At 69.0% G+C, this 18,162-nt stretch carries 14 protein-coding genes and 1 tRNA gene; 12 read left to right on the top strand and 3 right to left on the bottom strand.

Features of this window, described 5'->3' with window-relative positions; genetic code table 11:
* Positions 1–108 precede the first annotated feature (108 nt).
* The gene (locus tag ACO0LV_RS16590; protein ID WP_424789029.1) at positions 109–2,352 is read right to left on the bottom strand and encodes a S9 family peptidase; all 2,244 of its coding nucleotides are present in this window, start codon (positions 2,350–2,352) and stop codon (positions 109–111) included.
* Positions 2,353–2,499: 147 nt separating this feature from the next.
* On the opposite strand from ACO0LV_RS16590, the gene ACO0LV_RS16585 reads away from it, so the two are divergent.
* The 4 genes from ACO0LV_RS16585 (at position 2,500) to ACO0LV_RS16570 (ending at position 6,934) form a co-directional block, all read left to right on the top strand.
* Positions 2,500–3,924: a sensor histidine kinase gene (locus tag ACO0LV_RS16585; RefSeq protein ID WP_424789028.1), complete on the top strand. Its 1,425-nt coding sequence runs from the start codon at positions 2,500–2,502 to the stop codon at positions 3,922–3,924.
* Complete coding sequence (locus tag ACO0LV_RS16580) at positions 3,921–4,742, top strand: response regulator (RefSeq protein WP_424789027.1); 822 nt, start codon at positions 3,921–3,923, stop codon at positions 4,740–4,742. The genes ACO0LV_RS16585 and ACO0LV_RS16580 overlap by 4 nt, the downstream gene beginning before the upstream one ends.
* 138 nt (positions 4,743–4,880) lie before the next feature.
* The gene (locus ACO0LV_RS16575) at positions 4,881–5,789 is read left to right on the top strand and encodes an ABC transporter ATP-binding protein (RefSeq protein WP_424789026.1); all 909 of its coding nucleotides are present in this window, start codon (positions 4,881–4,883) and stop codon (positions 5,787–5,789) included.
* On the top strand, positions 5,786–6,934 hold the full coding sequence (locus tag ACO0LV_RS16570; RefSeq protein ID WP_424789025.1) for an ABC transporter permease: 1,149 nt from the start codon (positions 5,786–5,788) through the stop codon (positions 6,932–6,934). Before ACO0LV_RS16575 ends, ACO0LV_RS16570 begins: the two co-directional genes overlap by 4 nt.
* A gap of 237 nt (positions 6,935–7,171) precedes the next feature.
* On the opposite strand, the gene ACO0LV_RS16565 is transcribed toward ACO0LV_RS16570, so the two are convergent.
* The gene (locus ACO0LV_RS16565) at positions 7,172–8,158 is read right to left on the bottom strand and encodes a diaminopimelate dehydrogenase (RefSeq protein WP_424789024.1); all 987 of its coding nucleotides are present in this window, start codon (positions 8,156–8,158) and stop codon (positions 7,172–7,174) included.
* A gap of 427 nt (positions 8,159–8,585) precedes the next feature.
* Between ACO0LV_RS16565 and ACO0LV_RS16560 the strand changes: the two genes are divergently transcribed.
* The 7 genes from ACO0LV_RS16560 to ACO0LV_RS16530 all read left to right on the top strand — a co-directional run bounded on the left by ACO0LV_RS16560 (position 8,586) and on the right by ACO0LV_RS16530 (position 17,504).
* On the top strand, positions 8,586–9,872 hold the full coding sequence (locus tag ACO0LV_RS16560; RefSeq protein ID WP_424789023.1) for an ABC transporter substrate-binding protein: 1,287 nt from the start codon (positions 8,586–8,588) through the stop codon (positions 9,870–9,872).
* Entirely contained in the window at positions 9,869–10,774 is a 906-nt protein-coding gene (locus ACO0LV_RS16555; protein WP_424789022.1) for a carbohydrate ABC transporter permease, read from the top strand. The genes ACO0LV_RS16560 and ACO0LV_RS16555 overlap by 4 nt, the downstream gene beginning before the upstream one ends.
* A complete protein-coding gene (locus tag ACO0LV_RS16550; RefSeq protein WP_424789021.1) occupies positions 10,774–11,694 on the top strand; it encodes a carbohydrate ABC transporter permease in 921 nt (306 codons plus the stop codon). Before ACO0LV_RS16555 ends, ACO0LV_RS16550 begins: the two co-directional genes overlap by 1 nt.
* Before the next feature lie 104 nt (positions 11,695–11,798).
* Complete coding sequence (locus ACO0LV_RS16545) at positions 11,799–13,499, top strand: glycoside hydrolase family 13 protein (protein WP_424789020.1); 1,701 nt, start codon at positions 11,799–11,801, stop codon at positions 13,497–13,499.
* A 133-nt stretch (positions 13,500–13,632) separates the two neighbouring features.
* Positions 13,633–14,871, top strand: coding sequence for an ROK family protein (locus tag ACO0LV_RS16540; protein WP_424789019.1), 1,239 nt, complete (start codon positions 13,633–13,635; stop codon positions 14,869–14,871).
* An 804-nt stretch (positions 14,872–15,675) separates the two neighbouring features.
* Positions 15,676–16,434, top strand: coding sequence for an ATP-binding protein (locus ACO0LV_RS16535; protein WP_424789105.1), 759 nt, complete (start codon positions 15,676–15,678; stop codon positions 16,432–16,434).
* Positions 16,431–17,504 carry a tetratricopeptide repeat protein gene (locus ACO0LV_RS16530; RefSeq protein ID WP_424789018.1) on the top strand — a complete coding sequence of 358 codons (1,074 nt, stop codon included), beginning with the start codon at positions 16,431–16,433 and terminating at the stop codon, positions 17,502–17,504. Before ACO0LV_RS16535 ends, ACO0LV_RS16530 begins: the two co-directional genes overlap by 4 nt.
* A gap of 125 nt (positions 17,505–17,629) precedes the next feature.
* Here ACO0LV_RS16530 and ACO0LV_RS16525 read toward each other — a convergent pair.
* Positions 17,630–17,704 (bottom strand) — tRNA-Thr (locus ACO0LV_RS16525).
* A gap of 173 nt (positions 17,705–17,877) precedes the next feature.
* On the opposite strand from ACO0LV_RS16525, the gene ACO0LV_RS16520 reads away from it, so the two are divergent.
* Positions 17,878–18,111, top strand: coding sequence for a helix-turn-helix domain-containing protein (locus ACO0LV_RS16520; RefSeq protein ID WP_424789104.1), 234 nt, complete (start codon positions 17,878–17,880; stop codon positions 18,109–18,111).
* Positions 18,112–18,162 lie beyond the last annotated feature (51 nt).

Genomic DNA, 18,162 nt, shown 5'->3' with positions numbered 1-18,162 from the left:
GCCGGTCGGCGCGCACCCAGCCCGGTCCGGCGCGCCCCGCCCCGTGCTGAACGCGTCCCAGCCGGTCGGCGCGCACCCAGCCCGGCCCTGCGGGCCCCCGCCCCGTGCTCAGCGCACCGGCAGGTGCTTGTCCCACCAGGTGAGGATGTGCTCGAACCGGGCCAGGCGGTGCTTCGGGCGCCCGGACCTGCTCAACTCATGCCCCTCACCGGGGAAGAGCAGGAACTCGGTCTCCACCCCGCGCCGTTTGAGCCCCACGAACCAGCGCTGGCCCTGCTCCACCGGGCAGCGCCAGTCCTGCTCGGAGTGGATCACCATGGTGGGCGTGGCGACCTTGTCGATGTGGGCCATCGGGCTCTGCGCGGCCACCTGCTCCGGATCCTCACCCAGGTACTTGATCCCGAAGAACCAGCCGATGTCGCTGGAGCCCTCGAAGCTCACCGGGTCCAGGAAGCCGCGCTCCACGATCGCGGCGACGAACCGGTCGGTGCGGGTGGTGAGCCACGCCGTCATGTACCCGCCGTAGGAGCCACCGAGCACGCCCACGCGCTGGGCATCGAGTCCGGGGTGAGCGGCCAGGGCGCCGTCGAGGAAGGCCAGCACGTCGGCGGCGTCCCGGTCCCCGAACCCCTGGATGATCGACCGGCCGTGGTCCTGCCCGTATCCGGCCGAGCCCCGTGGGTTGCAGAAGACGACGGCGTAACCCGCCCGGGTGTAGACCTGCACCTCGTCGAAGAGCACCGATTCGTACTGTGCGTGCGGGCCGCCGTGGATGAGCAGCAGCACCGGGTGCGGGCCCTCCCCCTCGGGCACCGTGACCCAGCCGTGCACCGGGTAGCCGTCCTCGCCGTCGACCTGGAGTTCCTGCGGGACGAACACCCCGGCCTGCTCGTGCAGTCGCGCGGACAGGTCGGTCAGGCGGCGCGCGTCGACGTCCTCCTCGTCGGCGCCGCCGGACTGCTCGACGACGAAGAGGTCGCCGGCACTGTCCGGCGTCGAGGCGCTCACCAGCACCCCGCCGCCGGGCAGCAGGCCGGCCCCGGCCACGCTCACCTGCCCGCCGAAGACCGGCCGCAGTTCGCCACCGGTGTAGCGCACCAGTTCGGTGCTGCCCCGGTTCAGGCGGGTGAGCAGCACGTCGGCGCCGTCGGCCAGGAACACGTCGTTGGTCAACGACCCGGTGCGCGGGTCGGTCACCTGTTCCAGGTCGGTGAGTCCGGCCCGGGTGAGCCGGGCGCGGTGCAGCGCCGGGGTCTTGCCGATGAAGTCCATCGCGTCCGGGCCCAGATCGGAGATCAGCAGCCAGAGGGTGTCGCCCGGGCCGGTGCGCACGCCGACAGCGCCGTGCTCGAGGCCCTGCAGAACCTCCGGTTCCGGTGCCGGTGCGTCGCGCTGGTCCGTCGACCGACTGCCAGCGCTGTCCGGTCCCGCCGACGCACTCTCACCAGCACCGTCGCCGGACCTGTCGGCACCGGGGGCAGGTACGCGGATCAACTCGCTCCGCAGTTCATCGACCACGCCTCGCGTGATGAGCAGGTGGGTGCCGTCGTGGGTCCACACCGGTTCGCGGTGGTCCCGTTCGCCGGCTGTGACCGCCACCGGGCGCACCTGCACGCCCTTACGGGCGCCGAGCGTGCCGGCCTCGTCCTCGGTGGTGCCGCCCTCGCCTTCGTTCGACTCGTCCTCGTTCGATTCAGCCGCGCTCGATGCAGCCGCGTTCGACGCACCCCGGCTCGCCGCGTCCCGGCTCGACCCAGCCGGCTCAGACGCAGCCGGGCCGGGTGCAGCCGCGCTCGATGCACCTGGGCCCGCCGCCATCGGGTCGTTCTCCTCGTGCACAGCGATGACGTAGACATGCTGGGGCCGGTCGGCGTGGAAGCCGGCACCGTCGAGGCGGTAGGTGAACCGGGTGATGTGCCGCGGGGGCTCGGCGTCGGGCCCCACGCCCTCGGTGGTGCCGTAGCGCCCGTCCTCGGGCACCCGGGCGGTGTAGGCGATGCGGGTGGAGTCCGGGGAGAACTCCGGCCGGCCCGATACTCCCAGCGGGTGGTCGGTGAGCAGTTGCGGCTCCCCGCCGTCGACGCGCATCAGGGCGAGTTGGGGCTTGTCCCCCTTGGCGGCGCGCAGGAAGGCCAGGTACCGCCCATCGGGTGAGATGACCGGTTCGGCATCGCGGAGACCGTGCGTCAGCGGGCGCAGTGCTCCGTCGCCCAGGTCCAGGCGCCAGAGCCGGGAAGGGTAGGTGTCCTCCTCCAGGTCCGGGCGGGAGACCGCGATCACCGCCCAGGTGCCGTCGGGGTGCACGGCCGGGCGGGCGGTGCTGTGCAGCAGGTTGAGATGTTCGGGACGCATGGTCGCCGAGCCTACCGAGGCATCGCCACAGCCTGCGCACCGGGCGCTCCACGGGCACGGGCGTGGACCATCCCCGGCGGCCTCCACCTACTGGCCTCCGCCCCGAGGCGGAGGAATCCCCGCGTACCCGCCGCTACCGTTGGGCTCATGAGCGCACCGGCCCCCACCAGCCAGCCCGGCGCTGCCGCTGCGGCAGCGCCCGCAGGACCAGCCGGCGGCGGGGAACTCGGCACTCGGACCACCCCCCGCCCGTGGCAGCGTCCCGCCCCCACCCAGGCCCAGTTGCGGGTGGACGCCGCCGCGGCTCTCGCACTGTTCGCCGGCGCACTGCTGGCCATGGCGCTGCAGCGCGCGGCGATGCTCTTCACCGACCCGGCCCACCCGGTGCTGTCGGTGGTCGTGCTGGCCGGGATCACCCTGCCGCTGGCCCTGCGGCGGCGATATCCGGCCTCGGTGCTGGTGGCGGTGTCGGCAGTGTTCATCGTGGCCGGGGAGACCATGGTCCCCGAGACGCTGATCACCAACATCGCGCTGTTCATGGCGCTGTACACCTCCGGCGCCTGGATCTCCGACCGGCGCCGCGCGCTCATCCTGCGCCTGGTGGTCGTGGACGTGATGGCCATCTGGCTGCTGGTCTCCTTCTTCCGCATCGCCACCGATCCCCCCGACGGGGAGCAGGTGGACATCGGGCCCGGCACGCTGAGCCCGCTGGCCGCGTTCATGTTGGTGCAGGTGCTGATCAACGCCCTCTACTTCGCCGGGGCGATCTGGTTCGGCAACCACGCGTGGAAAGCGGCCCGGGACCGCCACCTCCTCATCGAACGTGCCCACGACCTCCAGGCCGAGCGCGCCCTGGTCGAGGCCCAGGCGGTGACCATCGAGCGGATGCGCCTGGCCCGCGAACTCCACGATGCGGTAGCCCACCACGTGTCGCTGATGGGGGTGCAGGCCGCGGCCGCGCGCACCCTGCTGGACCGGGATCCCGGCCGGGCCGGCGACGCACTGGAGCGGGTGGAGGACGCCGCCCGCGATGCCATCAGCGAGTTGCACACCCTGCTCGGCACCCTTCGGGCCGAACCCGACGGCGGCGTCGATCCGGGCAGCACAGATCCCGTGGGCTCCCTGGGCGTGGAACGCATTCCCGACCTGATCGAGGACGCCCGGCACGGCGGCCTGCAGGTGCAGTACCAGGTGATCGGCGAGCCGGTGCCGATGCGCCCACTGGCCTCCCTGAACCTGTACCGGATCGCCCAGGAGGCCTTGACGAACGCCCGCAAACACGCCGGCAATGGCGCCCAGGTCGACGTGCGGTTGCGCTACCTGCCCGAGGCGGTGGAGTTGGAGGTGGCCGATGACGGTGCGGGCCGGCGGCGACGCCCGGTCCGCCCCGGCAGCGGCGGTCTGGGCCTGGTCGGGATGCGCGAACGGGTCGGCACCGACGGCGGTACCCTGCACGTGGGCCCGCGCCGTGAGGGCGGGTTCCTGGTGCGTGCCCAGGTGCCGCTGACCCCCACCGCGCTGGCCGCCGACGAACACAGATCCCCCGACGAGGAACAGGAAGCTCCCGCATGAGCAGTCCGGCCGAGCACGAGACACCGGCAGGCGACGCGGGGGTGCGGGTGGTGCTCGTGGATGACCAGCCCCTGCTGCGCGAGGGCATCGCCACCATCCTGGACGCCCAGCCCGGCATCACCGTGGTGGGGCAGGCCTCCACCGGGGCCGAGGCGCTGGAGGTGGTGGCCGACACCGGCCCGGACGTGGTGTGCATGGACGTGGAGATGCCCGGGATGAACGGCCTGGAGGCCACCCGGGCGATCATCGCCGCAGACCCCGGCGGGCCCAAGGTGCTGGTGCTGACCACGTTCAGCCGGGAGGACTACCTGCTCGAGGCGCTGCGCGCCGGCGCCAGCGCGTTCCTGCTCAAGACCGCCCGGCCCGAACAACTCGCCGACGCGATCCGCTCGGTGGCCGACGGCGACGCCCTGCTCTCCCCCGAGGTCACCCGGGCGATCATCGAGCGGGCGGTCTCCGGCGCGGACCTGGACGGGGCCAGTCCTGGCCAGGCGGGCCCGGCTGCCCAGGAGAGTTCCGCCGTCGGCCATCCCGCCACCGGCCGGGCCGACGCCGGCGCCGATCCGCTGGCCCCGGCCCGCGGCGCCGGTGGCAACGCGGCCCGGCCCGCGGCCGCGGCTGACCTGACCGAACGCGAACGGGAGGTGCTGGCGCTGGTGGCCCGCGGCATGTCCAACGACGAGATCGCCGCCCACCTGGTGATCGGGCGCGCCACGGTCAAGACCCACGTCTCCAACCTGCTGATGAAACTGCACCTGCGCGACCGGGTCCAGGCCGTGGCCTTCGCCTACCGCCACGGCCTGGCCGGGCAGGACTGACGGTGCCCTCCCTCCCCCGCAGGGTGGAGACCGGAAAGATCCCCCTGACGGCCGAAGCGGCACCGGCCGGTGGCCTCATAGCCTCGATGTCATCGACGGGCGCACACGGTGCCCGCATCAGCAGGGACGGGGTGAGGCATGCTTCAGGTAGAGGGCATCGACCGCTTCTTCGGCGACCACAAGGTCCTGGACAACGTGTCCTTCGGCGTCGAACGAGGCAAACTGACCGGATTCGTCGGGGGGAACGGCGCCGGTAAGACCACCACGATGCGCATCATCCTGGGGGTGCTCAGCGCCCACGCCGGAACGGTGACGATGGACGGTCAACCCCTCGACGGCGGTGGACGGCGGTCGTTCGGGTACATGCCCGAGGAGCGCGGCCTGTACCCGAAGATGAAGATCGCCGAGCAGATCGGCTACCTGGCGCGGCTGCACGGCTACGACCGGGACGGCGCCAACACCCGGGCCCGGGATCTCTTGGAGCGCCTGGGGCTGGGTGAGCGGGCCGATGACCCGCTGGAGGCACTGTCGCTGGGTAACCAGCAGCGGGTGCAGATCGCCGCCGCGCTGGTGCACAACCCGGATGTACTCATCCTCGATGAGCCGTTCTCCGGACTGGACCCGATGGCCGTGGAGGTGGTGCTGGGCGTGCTGACCGAGTACGCCGAACGCGGGGTGCCGGTGCTGTTCTCTTCCCACCAGTTGGACGTGGTGGAACGGCTCAGCGACAGGCTGGTGATCATCGCCGGCGGCAAGATCCGCGCCGACGGCACCGCCGAGGACCTGCGGGAGGCCTTCGGGGTGCGCCGCCACCGGATCGTCACCGCCCGCGACGCCGGCTGGGTCCGGGATGTCCCGGGCGCCCGGGTGCTGGAGCTGGACGGCGCCACGGCCTTGTTCGAGGGCGGGGACCAGGTGGCCCAGCAGGTGCTCACCCGAGCGATCGCCACCGACACCGTGCTCAGCTTCGGGCCGGTGCACCCCTCACTGAGCGAGATCTTCAAGGACGTCGTCACCGACGAGGAGAGCAAGGAGCAGGCAGCATGACCACGCTGACCACCACCCCGACCCGAGGCACCCGGCACGAGCCCACCGAGACCGAGCGTGCCGAGAAACTGTCCACCACCGCGGCCTCGCTGCTGGTGGCCGAGCGGGAGATCACCACCCAGGTCCGCACCAAGTCGTTCATCATCTCCCTGGCCGTCACACTCGGTCTGGTGCTGGCCGGAATTCTGGCGTCCGGCTTCTTCGCCGACCGCATCGGCTCGGACACCCCGGTGGCCGTGGTCGACGGGGCCGGCGCGGAGTTGGAGAACGTGGACGGCTTCGAGGTGACCGCCGCGGCGGACGTGACCCAGGCGCAGGACCTCGTCCGCGACGAGGAGGTGGACGCCGCCATCGTGCCCGATGAGACCTCCCCGGTGGGCGTGCGCGTGATCGCCCTGACCGACCCGCCCACCGAGGTGCTGGGGGCGCTGTCGGTGCAACCGGAGGTGGAACTGCTCGACACCACCACCTCCCGCGGGCTGCAGGTGCTGGTCTCGGTGATCTTCGGGTTCCTGTTCATGCTGTTCGCCATGGGGTCAGGGGCGATGATCGTGCAGAACACCGTGCAGGAGAAGCAGTCCAGGATCGTGGAGATCCTGCTCTCGGCCGTTCCCGCGCGGGCACTTCTGGCCGGGAAGGTGATCGGCAACAGCGTGCTCGCGGTGGGACAGACCGCAGCCATCGGAGCGGTTGCGGTGCTCGGGCTGATGCTCACCGGTCAGAGTGAACTGCTGGACCTGCTCACCGGGCCGATCGCGTGGTTCGTGATCTTCTTCCTGTTCGGGTTCGTGCTGGTGGCGGCGATGTTCGCCGCCGGGGCCTCCCTGGTCTCCCGCCAGGAGGACACCGGCGCGGTGATGATGCCCACGATGATGCTGATCATGGCCCCGTACTTCGTGGTGATCATCCTCGGCGAGAACAGTCTGGCGATGGCGATCGCCTCCTACATCCCGTTCAGCGCCCCGGTGGCGATGCCGGTCCGGCTGTTCATGGGCGATGCCCTGTGGTGGGAGCCGCTGCTGTCACTGGGCGTGCTGGCCCTGGCCGCCGGGATCGTGATCGCCCTGGCCGCCCGGATCTACTCCGGCTCGTTGCTGCGCACCGGGGCGCGGGTATCGCTGCGATCGGCCCTGAAAGGAGACTGATCGCCTAGTCTGTGAAGACGGTCCGGGGTACAGACCGTATGGAGCCGGTGGTGCGGGGTTTCCCCCACCACCGGCTCTGCTGTTCCGGCCCGCCCGAGGTCGCGGCGCCGGCAGTTCGCAGTCTCTGGTTGGCATCGGGCCGGACAGGGGCGCCTGGGGGCGTTCATCCTGGGCGCCAACTCCGTCCTGGACGGGGCGGTCACCGTCACCGTATTGACGTCCTGGCGGCCGAGCGCCTCAGAGCAGTTCGGCGCGCAACTGCTCCACCGGGGTTGGCGAGAGCAGCGCCGGCGGCACCTCCAACACGGTCTGCGCCCCGATCACGCCCTGAGTGTTCAGCCGGGCCGCAGCGCGGGCGTAGGCCACCAGCACGCTGGCGGTGAACTCGGGGTTGCTGCCCAGTTCCAGCCGGTACTCGATCACCTGGTCGTAGCCGCCACCGGTGGTGCCGCTGCGGATCACGAAGCCTCCGTGCGGCATCGCGCCGTGCTCCCGGCGCAACGTCTCCTCACTGACGAAGTGCACGGTGGTGTCGTACTCGGCGAAGTAGTGCGGCATCGTCACGATCGCCTGCTCCACCTCCGCCGCATCGGCGCCCTCGGCCAGCACCACGTAACACTCCCGGCGGTGCTTGTCCCGGGTGCTCAGTTCGGGCCGGGCACCGGAGCGGACCGCCTCGATCGCGTCGGCAGCCGGGATTGTGTACTGCACGCCCGCGGCCACGCCGGGCACCCGGCGGACGGCGTCGGAGTGCCCCTGGCTCAGTCCCTTGCCCCAGAAGGAGTACGTCTGGCCCTGCGGCAGCAGCGCCTCCCCGAGGAGGCGGTTCAGGGAGAACATCCCCGGGTCCCAGCCCACCGCGATGATCGATGTGGTCCCGGCCGCGCGTGCGGGCTGGTCGACGGCGGCGAAGTACTCCGGGATCCGCGCGTGGGTGTCGAAGGAGTCCACCGTGCTGAAGTGTGCGGCGAGTTCGGGGCCCTGCCGGGGAAGGTCCTCCTTGGACCCACCGCACAGGATGAGCACGTCGATGTCACTCTTGTGCTCCAGCAGCTCCAACCAGCCGAACACCGGGGCGACGTCCCCGGGAACCCGCAGCGAGGCCGGGTCCCGGCGGGTGAAGATGCCGTGCAGTTCCATGTCCGGGTTCTGCCCGACGGCGGCGGCCACCCCCTTGCCGAGGTTGCCGTAGCCGGCGATTCCGATCCGCAGTGGTTGCCTCATCCGCCATCCTTCCCAGGTTGATCCGAGGGTCAGGTTACCGCCGCACCCGCTGGTCGCCGCTCCCTCCCCCGGGCGGGGAGGTCGTGGCGTGGCTTGGTCCGACGCCGGAGCCACCCCTGATCGACCCCTTGTTCGTCGGCGCTCGCACTGCTACCGTGCATTTACTTTAGCGACTAGATGTAATGTCCACATCAATCAAATGATGCGCTATTCCAGCGTTGGAGTACGTTGCGCACCAGCGAGACCCGGGCGTCGTCGATGACCGCCCGTGACGATCAATGATCAGCCATCCCGAAGGAGTGACCATGGCCGATGTCGCCTCCGCTTCCCCGCAGCACCTGACGACGAACGCGAAGACGCAACGCCCACCGGCACCTGGGAGCCACCCGATCCCTGGAGCCGACCGGCCCACCACATGGGCCGCCGCATGAACCGCCGGATCACGGCGATGCTGGCTGTCGCGGGCTTCCTGCTCCTGGCCGCCTGCTCCGCGGGTGGGAGTGGACCACAAGAGATCCGGTTCACCTTCAGCAAGCGCGAGGCGATCAGCTTCATGAACGAGGTCGTCGCGGACTACAACGACTCCCAGGACGAGGTGCGGGTTGTGATGGACACCTCCGGGCCCGACGTGATCTCCGCGAGTTTCGTCCGAGGAAACCCGCCGGACCTGATGCTCGCGAACTACAACTACGAGGTCGCCCGGTTCGTCCAGCGATGCGCTCTCATCGACCTCTCCGATACCGAGGCCGCGACTCTGATGCGTGCCGACCTGCAGCCGCTGATGGACCAGTACGGCGTGTGCGAGGGCCGAACCCCCGCCCTGCCGTACTCGGTGATGGGGGCCTCGGTGATCTACAACAAGGAGATCTTCGACGAGCACGATCTCGAGGTGCCGCAGACCTGGAGCGAACTGCTCGAACTGGCCGACGTCCTGCAGCAAGCAGACGTCGATCCCTTCTACGCCACCTTCGCCGATCCCTGGACCATCAACCAGGGATGGTTCGACTACTCGGTGGGCGGATCACTCGACGTGCTCGACTTCTTCGACCGCCTCGCCGCCCAGGGCACCGACGTCGGGCCCGACTCGGACGTCTCGTTCCAGAAAGACTTCCTCGAACCCGTCGAGAAAATGGTGCACCTGGCCGAGAACTACACCAACTCCGACGCAGGCAGCCGCACCTACGACGCCGGGAACGTGGCTTTCGCGAACGGCGCCGCGGCAATGTACCTGCAGGGCCCGTGGGCATTCAGCGAGATCGCGCTGACGTCGCCCGACCTTGAACTCGGAAGTTTCCCGCTGCCGATGACCGAGGACCCGGACGACCTCGCGGTGCGGGTGAACATGGACCTCGCCGCCATGATCCCGGAGGACTCGGACCACCACGAGGAGGCGCTCGACTTCCTCGAGTACCTCTTCCAGCCTGAGGTCATCACCGCTTACAACGAATCACAGCTCGGGTTCGTCCCGCAGGAGGGAGGTGCCGAGCCCAGCGACCCCCGGGTGGAGGGGATGATCGGGTACTACCAGGAAGGCCAGGTGTACCAGGGTCCCGGCGTCCTCATCCCGGCAGCCATCCCGACTGAGAACTATGTCCAGTCGATCATCCTCGGCGCCGACCCGGCCGCCCAACTGGCCACGTTCGATTCGGACTGGGCCCGGGTCGTGTTCCGCGAACCGGCCCCGACCAGCCAGACAGAGGAGTCCGGGCAATGAGCACCATGACATCGAAGCCGATTTCCGCCCCGCCGGAACGCAACCGGCGCAAGGTCGAACCGATCTACTACCTTTTCCTGTTCCCCGCCGTCATCCTGTTCACGCTTGCGATCACGGTTCCCGGGATCGTGGGCATCTTCTTCAGTTTCACCGACTCCATCGGGATCGGTGACTGGCAGTTCAGCGGGTTCACGAACTACATCGCCGCGTTCAGCGACCCCGCGATCCTGTCCAGCTTCCTGTTCACCTTCGGCTTCGCCTTCACGACGGTCATCGTGGTGAACGTGGCGGCCTTCCTGCTCGCGGTCGGGCTGACCTCACGGATCCGCTTCAAGACCGGGTTGCGCGCGATCTTCGTGATCCCGATGGTCGTCTCGGGCATCATCATCGCCTACGTCTTCCAGTTCCTGTTCCAGAACTCCCTACCCGCGCTCGGCACTCTGCTCGGGATCGGTGCCCTGGAAACGTCCATCCTGGCCAATGAGGATCTTGCCTGGATCGCGATCGTGATCGTGACAGCCTGGCAGGCCATCCCTGGCGCGTTGCTGATCTATATCGCGGGGTTGCTCTCCATCCCCGGCGAGGTCTACGAGGCTGGCGACATCGACGGCGCCAGCAAGCGCCAGCAACTGTTCCGGCTCACCCTCCCGCTGGTGTCCGGCTACGTCGTCATCAACGTCATCCTGGGCTTCAAGAACTTCCTGAACGCCTACGACATCATCGTCGGTCTCACCGACGGTGGACCGGGAACCGCGACGCGAAGCATCGCGATGACCATCATCTCCGGGTTCAACTCCGGTGATTACAGCTACCAGATGGCGACCGCGACCATGTTCTTCATCGTCGCCATCATCATCGCCGTTCTCCAACTCCTGGCGACGCGCGGAAGGAGTTCCGTCTGATGTCCTCGACGAACACCGCACCAACTCTCAGCACCGCCACGCTCGCCGGTGGCAAGTCCGGCAAGGCTCCGGGTGGCAAACGACTCGCGAAGATCAAGCCGGAGCGGGTGAGCTGGACCACCACGATCATCCTGTTCCTCTGCGCCATCACCGTGCTGCTCCCCCTCTACGTGACGATCGCGATGGCCTTCAAGACCTCCGCCCAATCGGTGGACGGCAACGCCTTCTCGCTGCCGGTGCCAGTGAGCATCCAGGGCTTTATCGACGCCTGGCTGCTGACGGACGCGCCGGTCGGCTTCGGCATCTCCGTCCTGGTGACGGCGGGGACCGTCACCGCAACGATCATCCTGGCGTCGGCGGCGTCCTTCGCGATCATCCGAAACTGGGACAGGCGACTGTTCAAGTGGTCCTTCTTCTACCTGCTGGCGGCGATGTTCATCCCGTTCCCGGTGGTGGCCCTGCCGCAGATCCAACTCACCGGGCGGCTCGGTCTCGACAACCCGATGGGTGTGATCCTGCTGGCCAGCATGTTCCAGCTCAGTTTCAGCGTGCTGCTGTTCACCGCGTTCCTGCGCTCCATCCCGATGGAACTCGAGGAGAGCGCGCGCATCGATGGGGCGTCGACGTGGCAGACGTTCTGGAAGTTGATCTTCCCGCTGCTGGCCCCGATGAGCGCCACCGTCGGCATCTTCGCGTTCCTCTACGCCTGGAACGACTTCATGATGCCCTCACTGATCATCTCCGACCCGGCGTTGCAGACCTTGCCGGTGCGCCAGAACCTCTTCCAGACCCAATTCAGCAGCAACTACAACGTCGCTTTCGCCTCCTACCTGATGGCCATGGCGCCGGCCATCATCGCCTACCTGTTCGCGCAACGCTGGGTGATGGAGGGCGTCACCCAAGGCGCCGTCAAAGGCTGAGGTCTGCCGCTGTCGGGCCTGCGGCCGGGCGCAAGCCCGGCTGCGGGCACGCGCCGTCGTGTCCCTATCCGCAACGAACCACCACCAGATCGGCAAGGAGCCCCATGAGCCTGGCAGCGTCCGACACGCAGTCGTCCCCCCATTCATCCGTCCCGCCGTGGTGGCGCCAGGCGGTGGTCTATCAGATCTATCCTCGCAGTTTCGCCGACGCCAACGGCGACGGTCTGGGAGATCTGGCCGGCATTACCGGTCGCATCGACTACCTGGCCGACCTCGGCGTCGAGGCCGTCTGGCTGTCCCCGTTCTACCCTTCCGCGCTGGCCGACGGGGGCTACGACGTCGCCGATTATCGCGACGTCGACCCCCGCCTGGGCACGCTCGGTGACTTCGACGCCATGCTCGCCGCCCTGCACGCACGCGATATCAAGATCATCGTCGACATCGTGCCGAACCACTCCTCCAACCTGCACGAGTGGTTCCAGGAAGCGGTTGCGGCCGGCCGCGGTGCACCGGAGCGGGAGCGTTACATCTTCCGCGAGGGCAGCGGACCCGACGGCGCGGAGCCGCCCACGGACTGGGTCTCGACATTCGGCGGCCCCGCCTGGACCCGGGTGGCCGACGGCCAGTGGTACCTGCATAACTTCGCTCCGGAGCAGCCAGACTTCAACTGGGACCATCCGGACGTGCGCGAGGACTTCCTCACCACGCTCCGGTTCTGGTCCGACCGCGGCGTCGACGGTTTCCGGATCGATGTCGCGCACATGCTCACCAAGGACCTCACCGAGCCCCTGCCCTCCCGGGACGAACTGGCGCTGATCCCTGTTGACGGCAACCACCCGCTCCTAGACCGTGACGACGTCCACGACATCTACGCGCAGTGGCGCTCCGTGTTCAACTCCTACACTCCGCCGCGCACCGCTGTCGCCGAGGCGTGGGTCGAGCGCTCCCGTATCCCGCTGTACGCGCGGCCGGAGAGCCTGGGGCAGTCCTTCAATTTCGACCTGCTGCTGGCCGACTTCGACGCGGCACAGTTCCTCCAGGTCGTGACCGACAACCTGGAGTTGGCTGCCCGGTCGGGCTCCTCGAGCACGTGGGTGCTGTCGAATCACGACGTCGTTCGCCATCCGACCCGGTACGGGCTGCCTCGGCCCGAGCGCCTGGCGGGCGGAGGGCCGGCCGTGCGCCATGGGGAGACTTGGCTGCGCTCGCGGGGAACCGACCCGGTGCTCGATGCCGAACGAGGGCGGCGCCGTGCTGCGGCCGCGACCATGTTCCTGCTCGGTCTGCCGGGCTCGGCGTACCTGTACCAGGGTGAGGAACTCGGCCTACACGAGGTCGTCGAGATCGACGCGACCGAGCGGCAGGATCCGCACTTCTTCCGCACGGCCGGCCACGACATCGGCCGGGACGGATGCCGCGTGCCCCTGCCATGGCAGGTGAGCGGGCCTTCACTCGGCTTCGGAACCGGCGACGCCGCCCCGCACCTGCCGCAGCCTGAGTGGATGGCCGACTACGCCGTCGAGCGGCAGCAGGACGATCCGGAGTCGATGCTGTCGCTCTACCGCACCGCCCTCGCCCTGCGTGCGCAGTGGCAGACCAGTGAGGCGCTGGAGTGGGTCGAGTCCGGTCGCCCGGACGTGCTGTCGTTCCGGCGGCCGAACGGGTGGCGCGTCGTGACGAATTTCGGCCAGAAGCCCTACCGGCTGGACGAAGGGCCGATCGCCCTGTCCAGTACCGCCGATGTCGGGCCTGACGATGGTGTGGTCGCCGCGGAGTCCACGGTCTGGATCGCCCCGCAGGGATGAGGCCCGAACCCGGACCTGCGCCATCGCACGCCGCGCCTGCGGCGCCGACCCTGCGCACGTTGCCACACGTACTAACTCTAGTTCTTAGATTTATCCCGCGGATTATGCGCGGCCGCTCGGATATCGTGGACACGTGAGGCCGGCCAGAATTGACGCATCCCGGCAGCAACGCCTCGGAAACGCCACCGACGTGCTGCGCCAGGTGTGGTCTACGGAGTCCTTCACCGGCAGCGATGTGATCGCGGCCACCGGCCTGACCCGCTCAACCGTACTCGGCCTGTGCGCCGACCTGCTCGCGCGAGGCTGGATCCAGGAGTTGGACGACACTCGCCGTGCGGGCCAGTACAGCAAGGGCCGCCCGGCCCGCCGGTACGGCTTCGACTCCCACGCCGGTCACGTCGTCGGGGTCGACGCGGGCCAGCACAGGATCACCGCCTCGGTGGCCGACCTGGACGGCTCGATCCTGGCCAGTGCCGTCGAGATCGACCCCGGCGGGGAGATCTCGCCGGCCAAACGCCGCCGGATGGTCCTGGGCGCGATCCGGGCTGCCCTGGAGCAGCGGGGCGAGCATCCCGGACCGGTACTGGCGCTGGTGATCGGGGTGCCCGCACCGGTCGACGCCGAGGGCGTCTCACCTGACGGCCACGAGGGCTACTGGTCGCGGATGAACCCCGGCCTGGCCCAGGCCGCCTCATCCCTGGCACAACGCGTCGTCGTGGACAACGACGCCAATCTCGCGGCGGTGGCCGAAGGCGCCGTCGGTGCGGGCCGGGACCTGCGCTCCTTCGCCGCGCTGCTGTCCGGAGAGAGGTTCGGCGCCGGGCTGATCGTCGACGGAGCGCTCCTGCGGGGCCGCCTCGGTGGCGCCGGTGAGTTGCGCCTACTCGAACTGGTCGAGGGCGTGAAAGGATCCCACGGCCTCGGTCACCTCGCCCGGGACCTCATCCGCCAAGCGATCGAGGACGGCGAGGTGCCATGCGACTCCGAGCTGCCCCAGAGCGTCGCCACCGGCGAGGAGCACCCCGATGCCATCGCGGTGTTCGCCGCGGCCCGCGCCGGTGACGAGGTCGCAATCGGAATCGTGGACGAACTGGCCGAGCGGCTGGCTCGGGTGTGCGCGGTGATCGCGACCATGTTGGACCTGGAACGGATCGTGGTCAGTGGGGCGATCGCTCCGGCGCTCGATCACCTGGTGCACGAGGCGACCCGGCGCCTGACCGAGCACGTCCATCCACCGGTGCCGACCATCGTCGCCTCCTCCCTCGGCGGGGATGTAGTGCGGGCCGGTGCGCTGCACCGAGCGCTGGCGATCGTGCAGGAGGACCCGCTGGCCTTCACCGTCGGCCGGCAAGCAACCCACAGCACGGCTTGAGGCCCGCCCGGGCCCGGTTGCGGCATCCGTAGGCAGCGGCAGTCTTGGCCAGGAGGAGTCCGGTAAAGCCGGTGACGTTGATCTCGGCGCTGATCTTGCGCACAGTGCTGCGGGCAGCGAGGCGTCGGTGATGACATCCGTAGGTTCGGGGGCGACCATCGACCGTGCTCCCCATCGGCCATGTTGCGAAGTGACCTCTATATGAGCGAGTCCTCTTCTGCGGTGGCGCGGTGCCACGCGGTACTTTCTCCTCATGGAGTCCGATCTCATCGCCGCCCTGCGTCGTGCTGTGGCGGCAGCGCCGCAGGACGTCGCTCTTCGGGTGCACCTGGCCGAGCAACTTCTGAGCGCCGGGGACAGCGGTGGCGCGGTCGCCGAGGCTGCTGCCAGCCTTCAGCTCGATCCAGCGAACGCCGCCGCACGGACCGTGATGGGCCGGGCACTGGGCACCGAGGTCCCGGAATCAGGTCGGACGGCTCCCGACCAGGCACCCGACCACACACCGGGCCAAACCCCGGACCAGGCCCCGCCTGAATCGAATACCGGGGGTTTCGACTGGACTGCGGCCGAGGAACAACTGGGCCTCGACCTGACCGACCCGCTGTTCACCGGACCAGAACCAGCCGGCGATGCCACCGACACGTCCCCTGACACCGCCCCGAACAGACCCAGCGCGGACAGCAGCCGGTACTCGATCGAGGCCCCGGACATCACCCTCGACGACGTCGGTGGCATGAAAGGCGTGAAAGACCGGCTCAACGCCGCGTTCCTCGCCCCGCTGCGCAACCCCGCGCTGCGGGAACGATTCGGCAAAACGCTGCGGGCGGCCTCCTGCTGTACGGGCCACCCGGATGTGGCAAAACGTTCATCGCCCGGGCGCTGGCGGGTGAACTGGGCGCGAAGTTCCTGTCCATCGGCATTACCGACGTCCTCGACCCGCACTTCGGCCAGTCCGAACGCAACCTGCACGAGGCCTTCCAACTCGCCCGCCGGGAGGCACCGTGCGTGCTGTTCTTCGATGAGGTGGACGCACTCGGCGGCCGGCGCAGCCAGACCTCGACCAGCATGATGCGCACCGCGGTGAACCAGTTGCTCACCGAACTCGACGGCGTCGGGGCGGACAACGAGGGGGTCTTCGTCCTCGGTGCCACCAACCAGCCCTGGGACATCGACCCGGCACTGCGCCGGCCGGGACGGTTCGACCGCACGGTACTCGTCCTCCCCCCGGATGCCGAGGCCCGGGCAGCGATCTTCACCTTCCACCTGCGCTCCCGGCCCACCGGGGCCATCGATATCGCAGCCCTCGCCCGCGCCACCGAGGGACTGTCCGGCGCCGACATCGCCCTGGTCTGTGAGACCGCCACCGAGACCGCCATGATGGACGGCGTCACCAGCGGGGTGGTGCGGGACATCCAGCACGACGACCTGCTCAGCGCGCTGGAACAAGCCCATCCGACGGTGAGCGCCTGGCTGGACAGCGCACGCAACGTCGTGCTGTTCGGCGACGACGACGGCACCTACAAGGAACTGCGGCGCTACCTGAAGAAGGTCAAGAGGTTATGAGTGACGTTCCGGCCAACGCACTCTTCACGGCCCAGACATTGATGGCCTCAGGCCGCTGGCCGGACGCGCGCCGGATACTGGTGGCCATTCTGGCCACTACTCCCGACCACCCGGGCGCATTGGTGGCCATGGCCGAGTGTGCCCTGGGCCTGGGAGAACCGGATGAAGCGCTGAGGGCAGCCGCGCAGGCCGTTGCGCAGCACCCGTTGATGGTTGCCCCCCTGATCGTCCGACCCCGGGCGCTCAGCGCCGTGGGTCGTCACGATGAGAGTAGGCAGAGCGCGGACGCCGCCATTCGCCTGGACCCGCACGGATACCTGGGCCATCTGCAGCGAGCCAGTGCCGACGCACACGCCCGCAAGGTCACCACGGCCGGCCGGGCGTCGATGCAGACAGTGCTGAGATTGGCACCGAACGAGCCCGACGCGCACGTGGTTGCGGGCAACCTCAGCCTGGCCAGGGGCAACCTCGCCGCCGCCCAGCGCAGTTATCAGACCGCGCTGGGGCTGGATCCCGACAACAAAGCCGCCCAGTACAACTTGGCGATCGCCAACCAGCACACCTTCGGCTGGGCCACCAGTGCCAGGTTGCTGCGCGGCCTGATCCGGATGGACCCGACCGATTCGCGGTACACGATCATGCTGCGGTCGCTGCTGTCGCTGATGCTGGTGATTGCGGCGTTGTACTGCGCGGTGTTGATCATGTTGAACGCGACACCGGGCCCGGACCGTCCCGATCCTGATGCCACCCGGATGCTGCTCGTCCTCGGCGGGTGTCTTCTGCTGCAGGGTGCGGCCGTGCTGTGGGTGCGCCGGATCGGGGGGCGCAGCGTGTTCCAGTTCCTGGCTCCCGGTCGTCTCGGCACCGGGTGGCGCACCAACGTGCTGTATCTCGCGGCGGCCGGGATCGCGCTGGTGGACCTGTGTCTGCTCATGGGTGCACTGTTCGTCGACATCGCCGGAACACTGGCCGGCATCGCGATGCTGTTCAGCATGCTCACCGCCGGCCTCGTCATCGCCTCCATGGCGGGGCCGCGTTCGCCGTCGTCCTCGCCGTCATCGGCCGGCTAGATCCGCCAACGTCCACCAGGGAGTGGTGACTGAACGAAGAACGGCACGTTCTTTTGCGCGCCTTCCCCAAGCGCGGTGCAGCAGGCGCCCCCAAAGGAACTTCCTCAACTGCAGTTCGCAATCAGAGCCACCTGTCGGACTCGAACCGACGACCGTCCGCTTACAAGGCGGGTAGTTCCAGACCCGCGGAATCATACGGCTGAAACACCACCTGACCTGTGCAAACACCTGCTTCACGGGTGCGTGGACCTACGTGCGACCTACGTCTGATATACGCCCAACCACGGGGGGTTTTCGCCCAATAGACGCCCAGTATGGGGTCCATGGGGAATGAGCGTGGCGCGAGCGGCCGGGTGCCTCACACCTGGTGGGCATGCAGCCAAATGAGAAGACGACGCCTGAGCCGCTGTGGGACAGCGCAGCCCTCGCCGCATACCTGGGGGTCACCGTGAGGACCATCCATGACTGGCGCATGCGAGGCGACGACATGCCCATGGCGTATGTCATCGCGGGCAAACTGCGCTTCCGGCCGTCCCAAGTAGAGGGCTGGGTCACCCGGCAGCGAGTGTCAGCGGCCACGGCAGACTGCCCGGAGACGGCCAGATAGTTGCCCGGTGGCGGACGTGAGAACTGCCCGCTGACGGTCATGGGATCTGCC

Origin of the sequence: Pseudactinotalea sp. Z1739 (assembly GCF_049725055.1) — a bacterium.
In the GTDB taxonomy this organism is placed as follows: Bacteria; Actinomycetota; Actinomycetes; order Actinomycetales; family Beutenbergiaceae; genus CALKWS01.
The sequence above is the reverse complement of the archived record's forward strand: the minus strand, read 5'-3'. Positions and strand labels throughout refer to the sequence as shown.

Excerpts from the sequence above, each read along its gene's own strand:
- ACO0LV_RS16590 (WP_424789029.1), bottom strand. The coding sequence starts at position 2,352 with ATGCGTCCCGAACATCTCAACCTGCTGCACAGCACCGCCCGCCCGGCC.
- ACO0LV_RS16585 (WP_424789028.1), top strand. The coding sequence starts at position 2,500 with ATGAGCGCACCGGCCCCCACCAGCCAGCCCGGCGCTGCCGCTGCGGCA.
- ACO0LV_RS16580 (WP_424789027.1), top strand. The coding sequence starts at position 3,921 with ATGAGCAGTCCGGCCGAGCACGAGACACCGGCAGGCGACGCGGGGGTG.
- ACO0LV_RS16575 (WP_424789026.1), top strand. The coding sequence starts at position 4,881 with ATGCTTCAGGTAGAGGGCATCGACCGCTTCTTCGGCGACCACAAGGTC.
- ACO0LV_RS16570 (WP_424789025.1), top strand. The coding sequence starts at position 5,786 with ATGACCACGCTGACCACCACCCCGACCCGAGGCACCCGGCACGAGCCC.
- ACO0LV_RS16565 (WP_424789024.1), bottom strand. The coding sequence starts at position 8,158 with ATGAGGCAACCACTGCGGATCGGAATCGCCGGCTACGGCAACCTCGGC.
- ACO0LV_RS16560 (WP_424789023.1), top strand. The coding sequence starts at position 8,586 with ATGAACCGCCGGATCACGGCGATGCTGGCTGTCGCGGGCTTCCTGCTC.
- ACO0LV_RS16555 (WP_424789022.1), top strand. The coding sequence starts at position 9,869 with ATGAGCACCATGACATCGAAGCCGATTTCCGCCCCGCCGGAACGCAAC.
- ACO0LV_RS16550 (WP_424789021.1), top strand. The coding sequence starts at position 10,774 with ATGTCCTCGACGAACACCGCACCAACTCTCAGCACCGCCACGCTCGCC.
- ACO0LV_RS16545 (WP_424789020.1), top strand. The coding sequence starts at position 11,799 with ATGAGCCTGGCAGCGTCCGACACGCAGTCGTCCCCCCATTCATCCGTC.
- ACO0LV_RS16530 (WP_424789018.1), top strand. The coding sequence starts at position 16,431 with ATGAGTGACGTTCCGGCCAACGCACTCTTCACGGCCCAGACATTGATG.
- ACO0LV_RS16520 (WP_424789104.1), top strand. The coding sequence starts at position 17,878 with ATGCAGCCAAATGAGAAGACGACGCCTGAGCCGCTGTGGGACAGCGCA.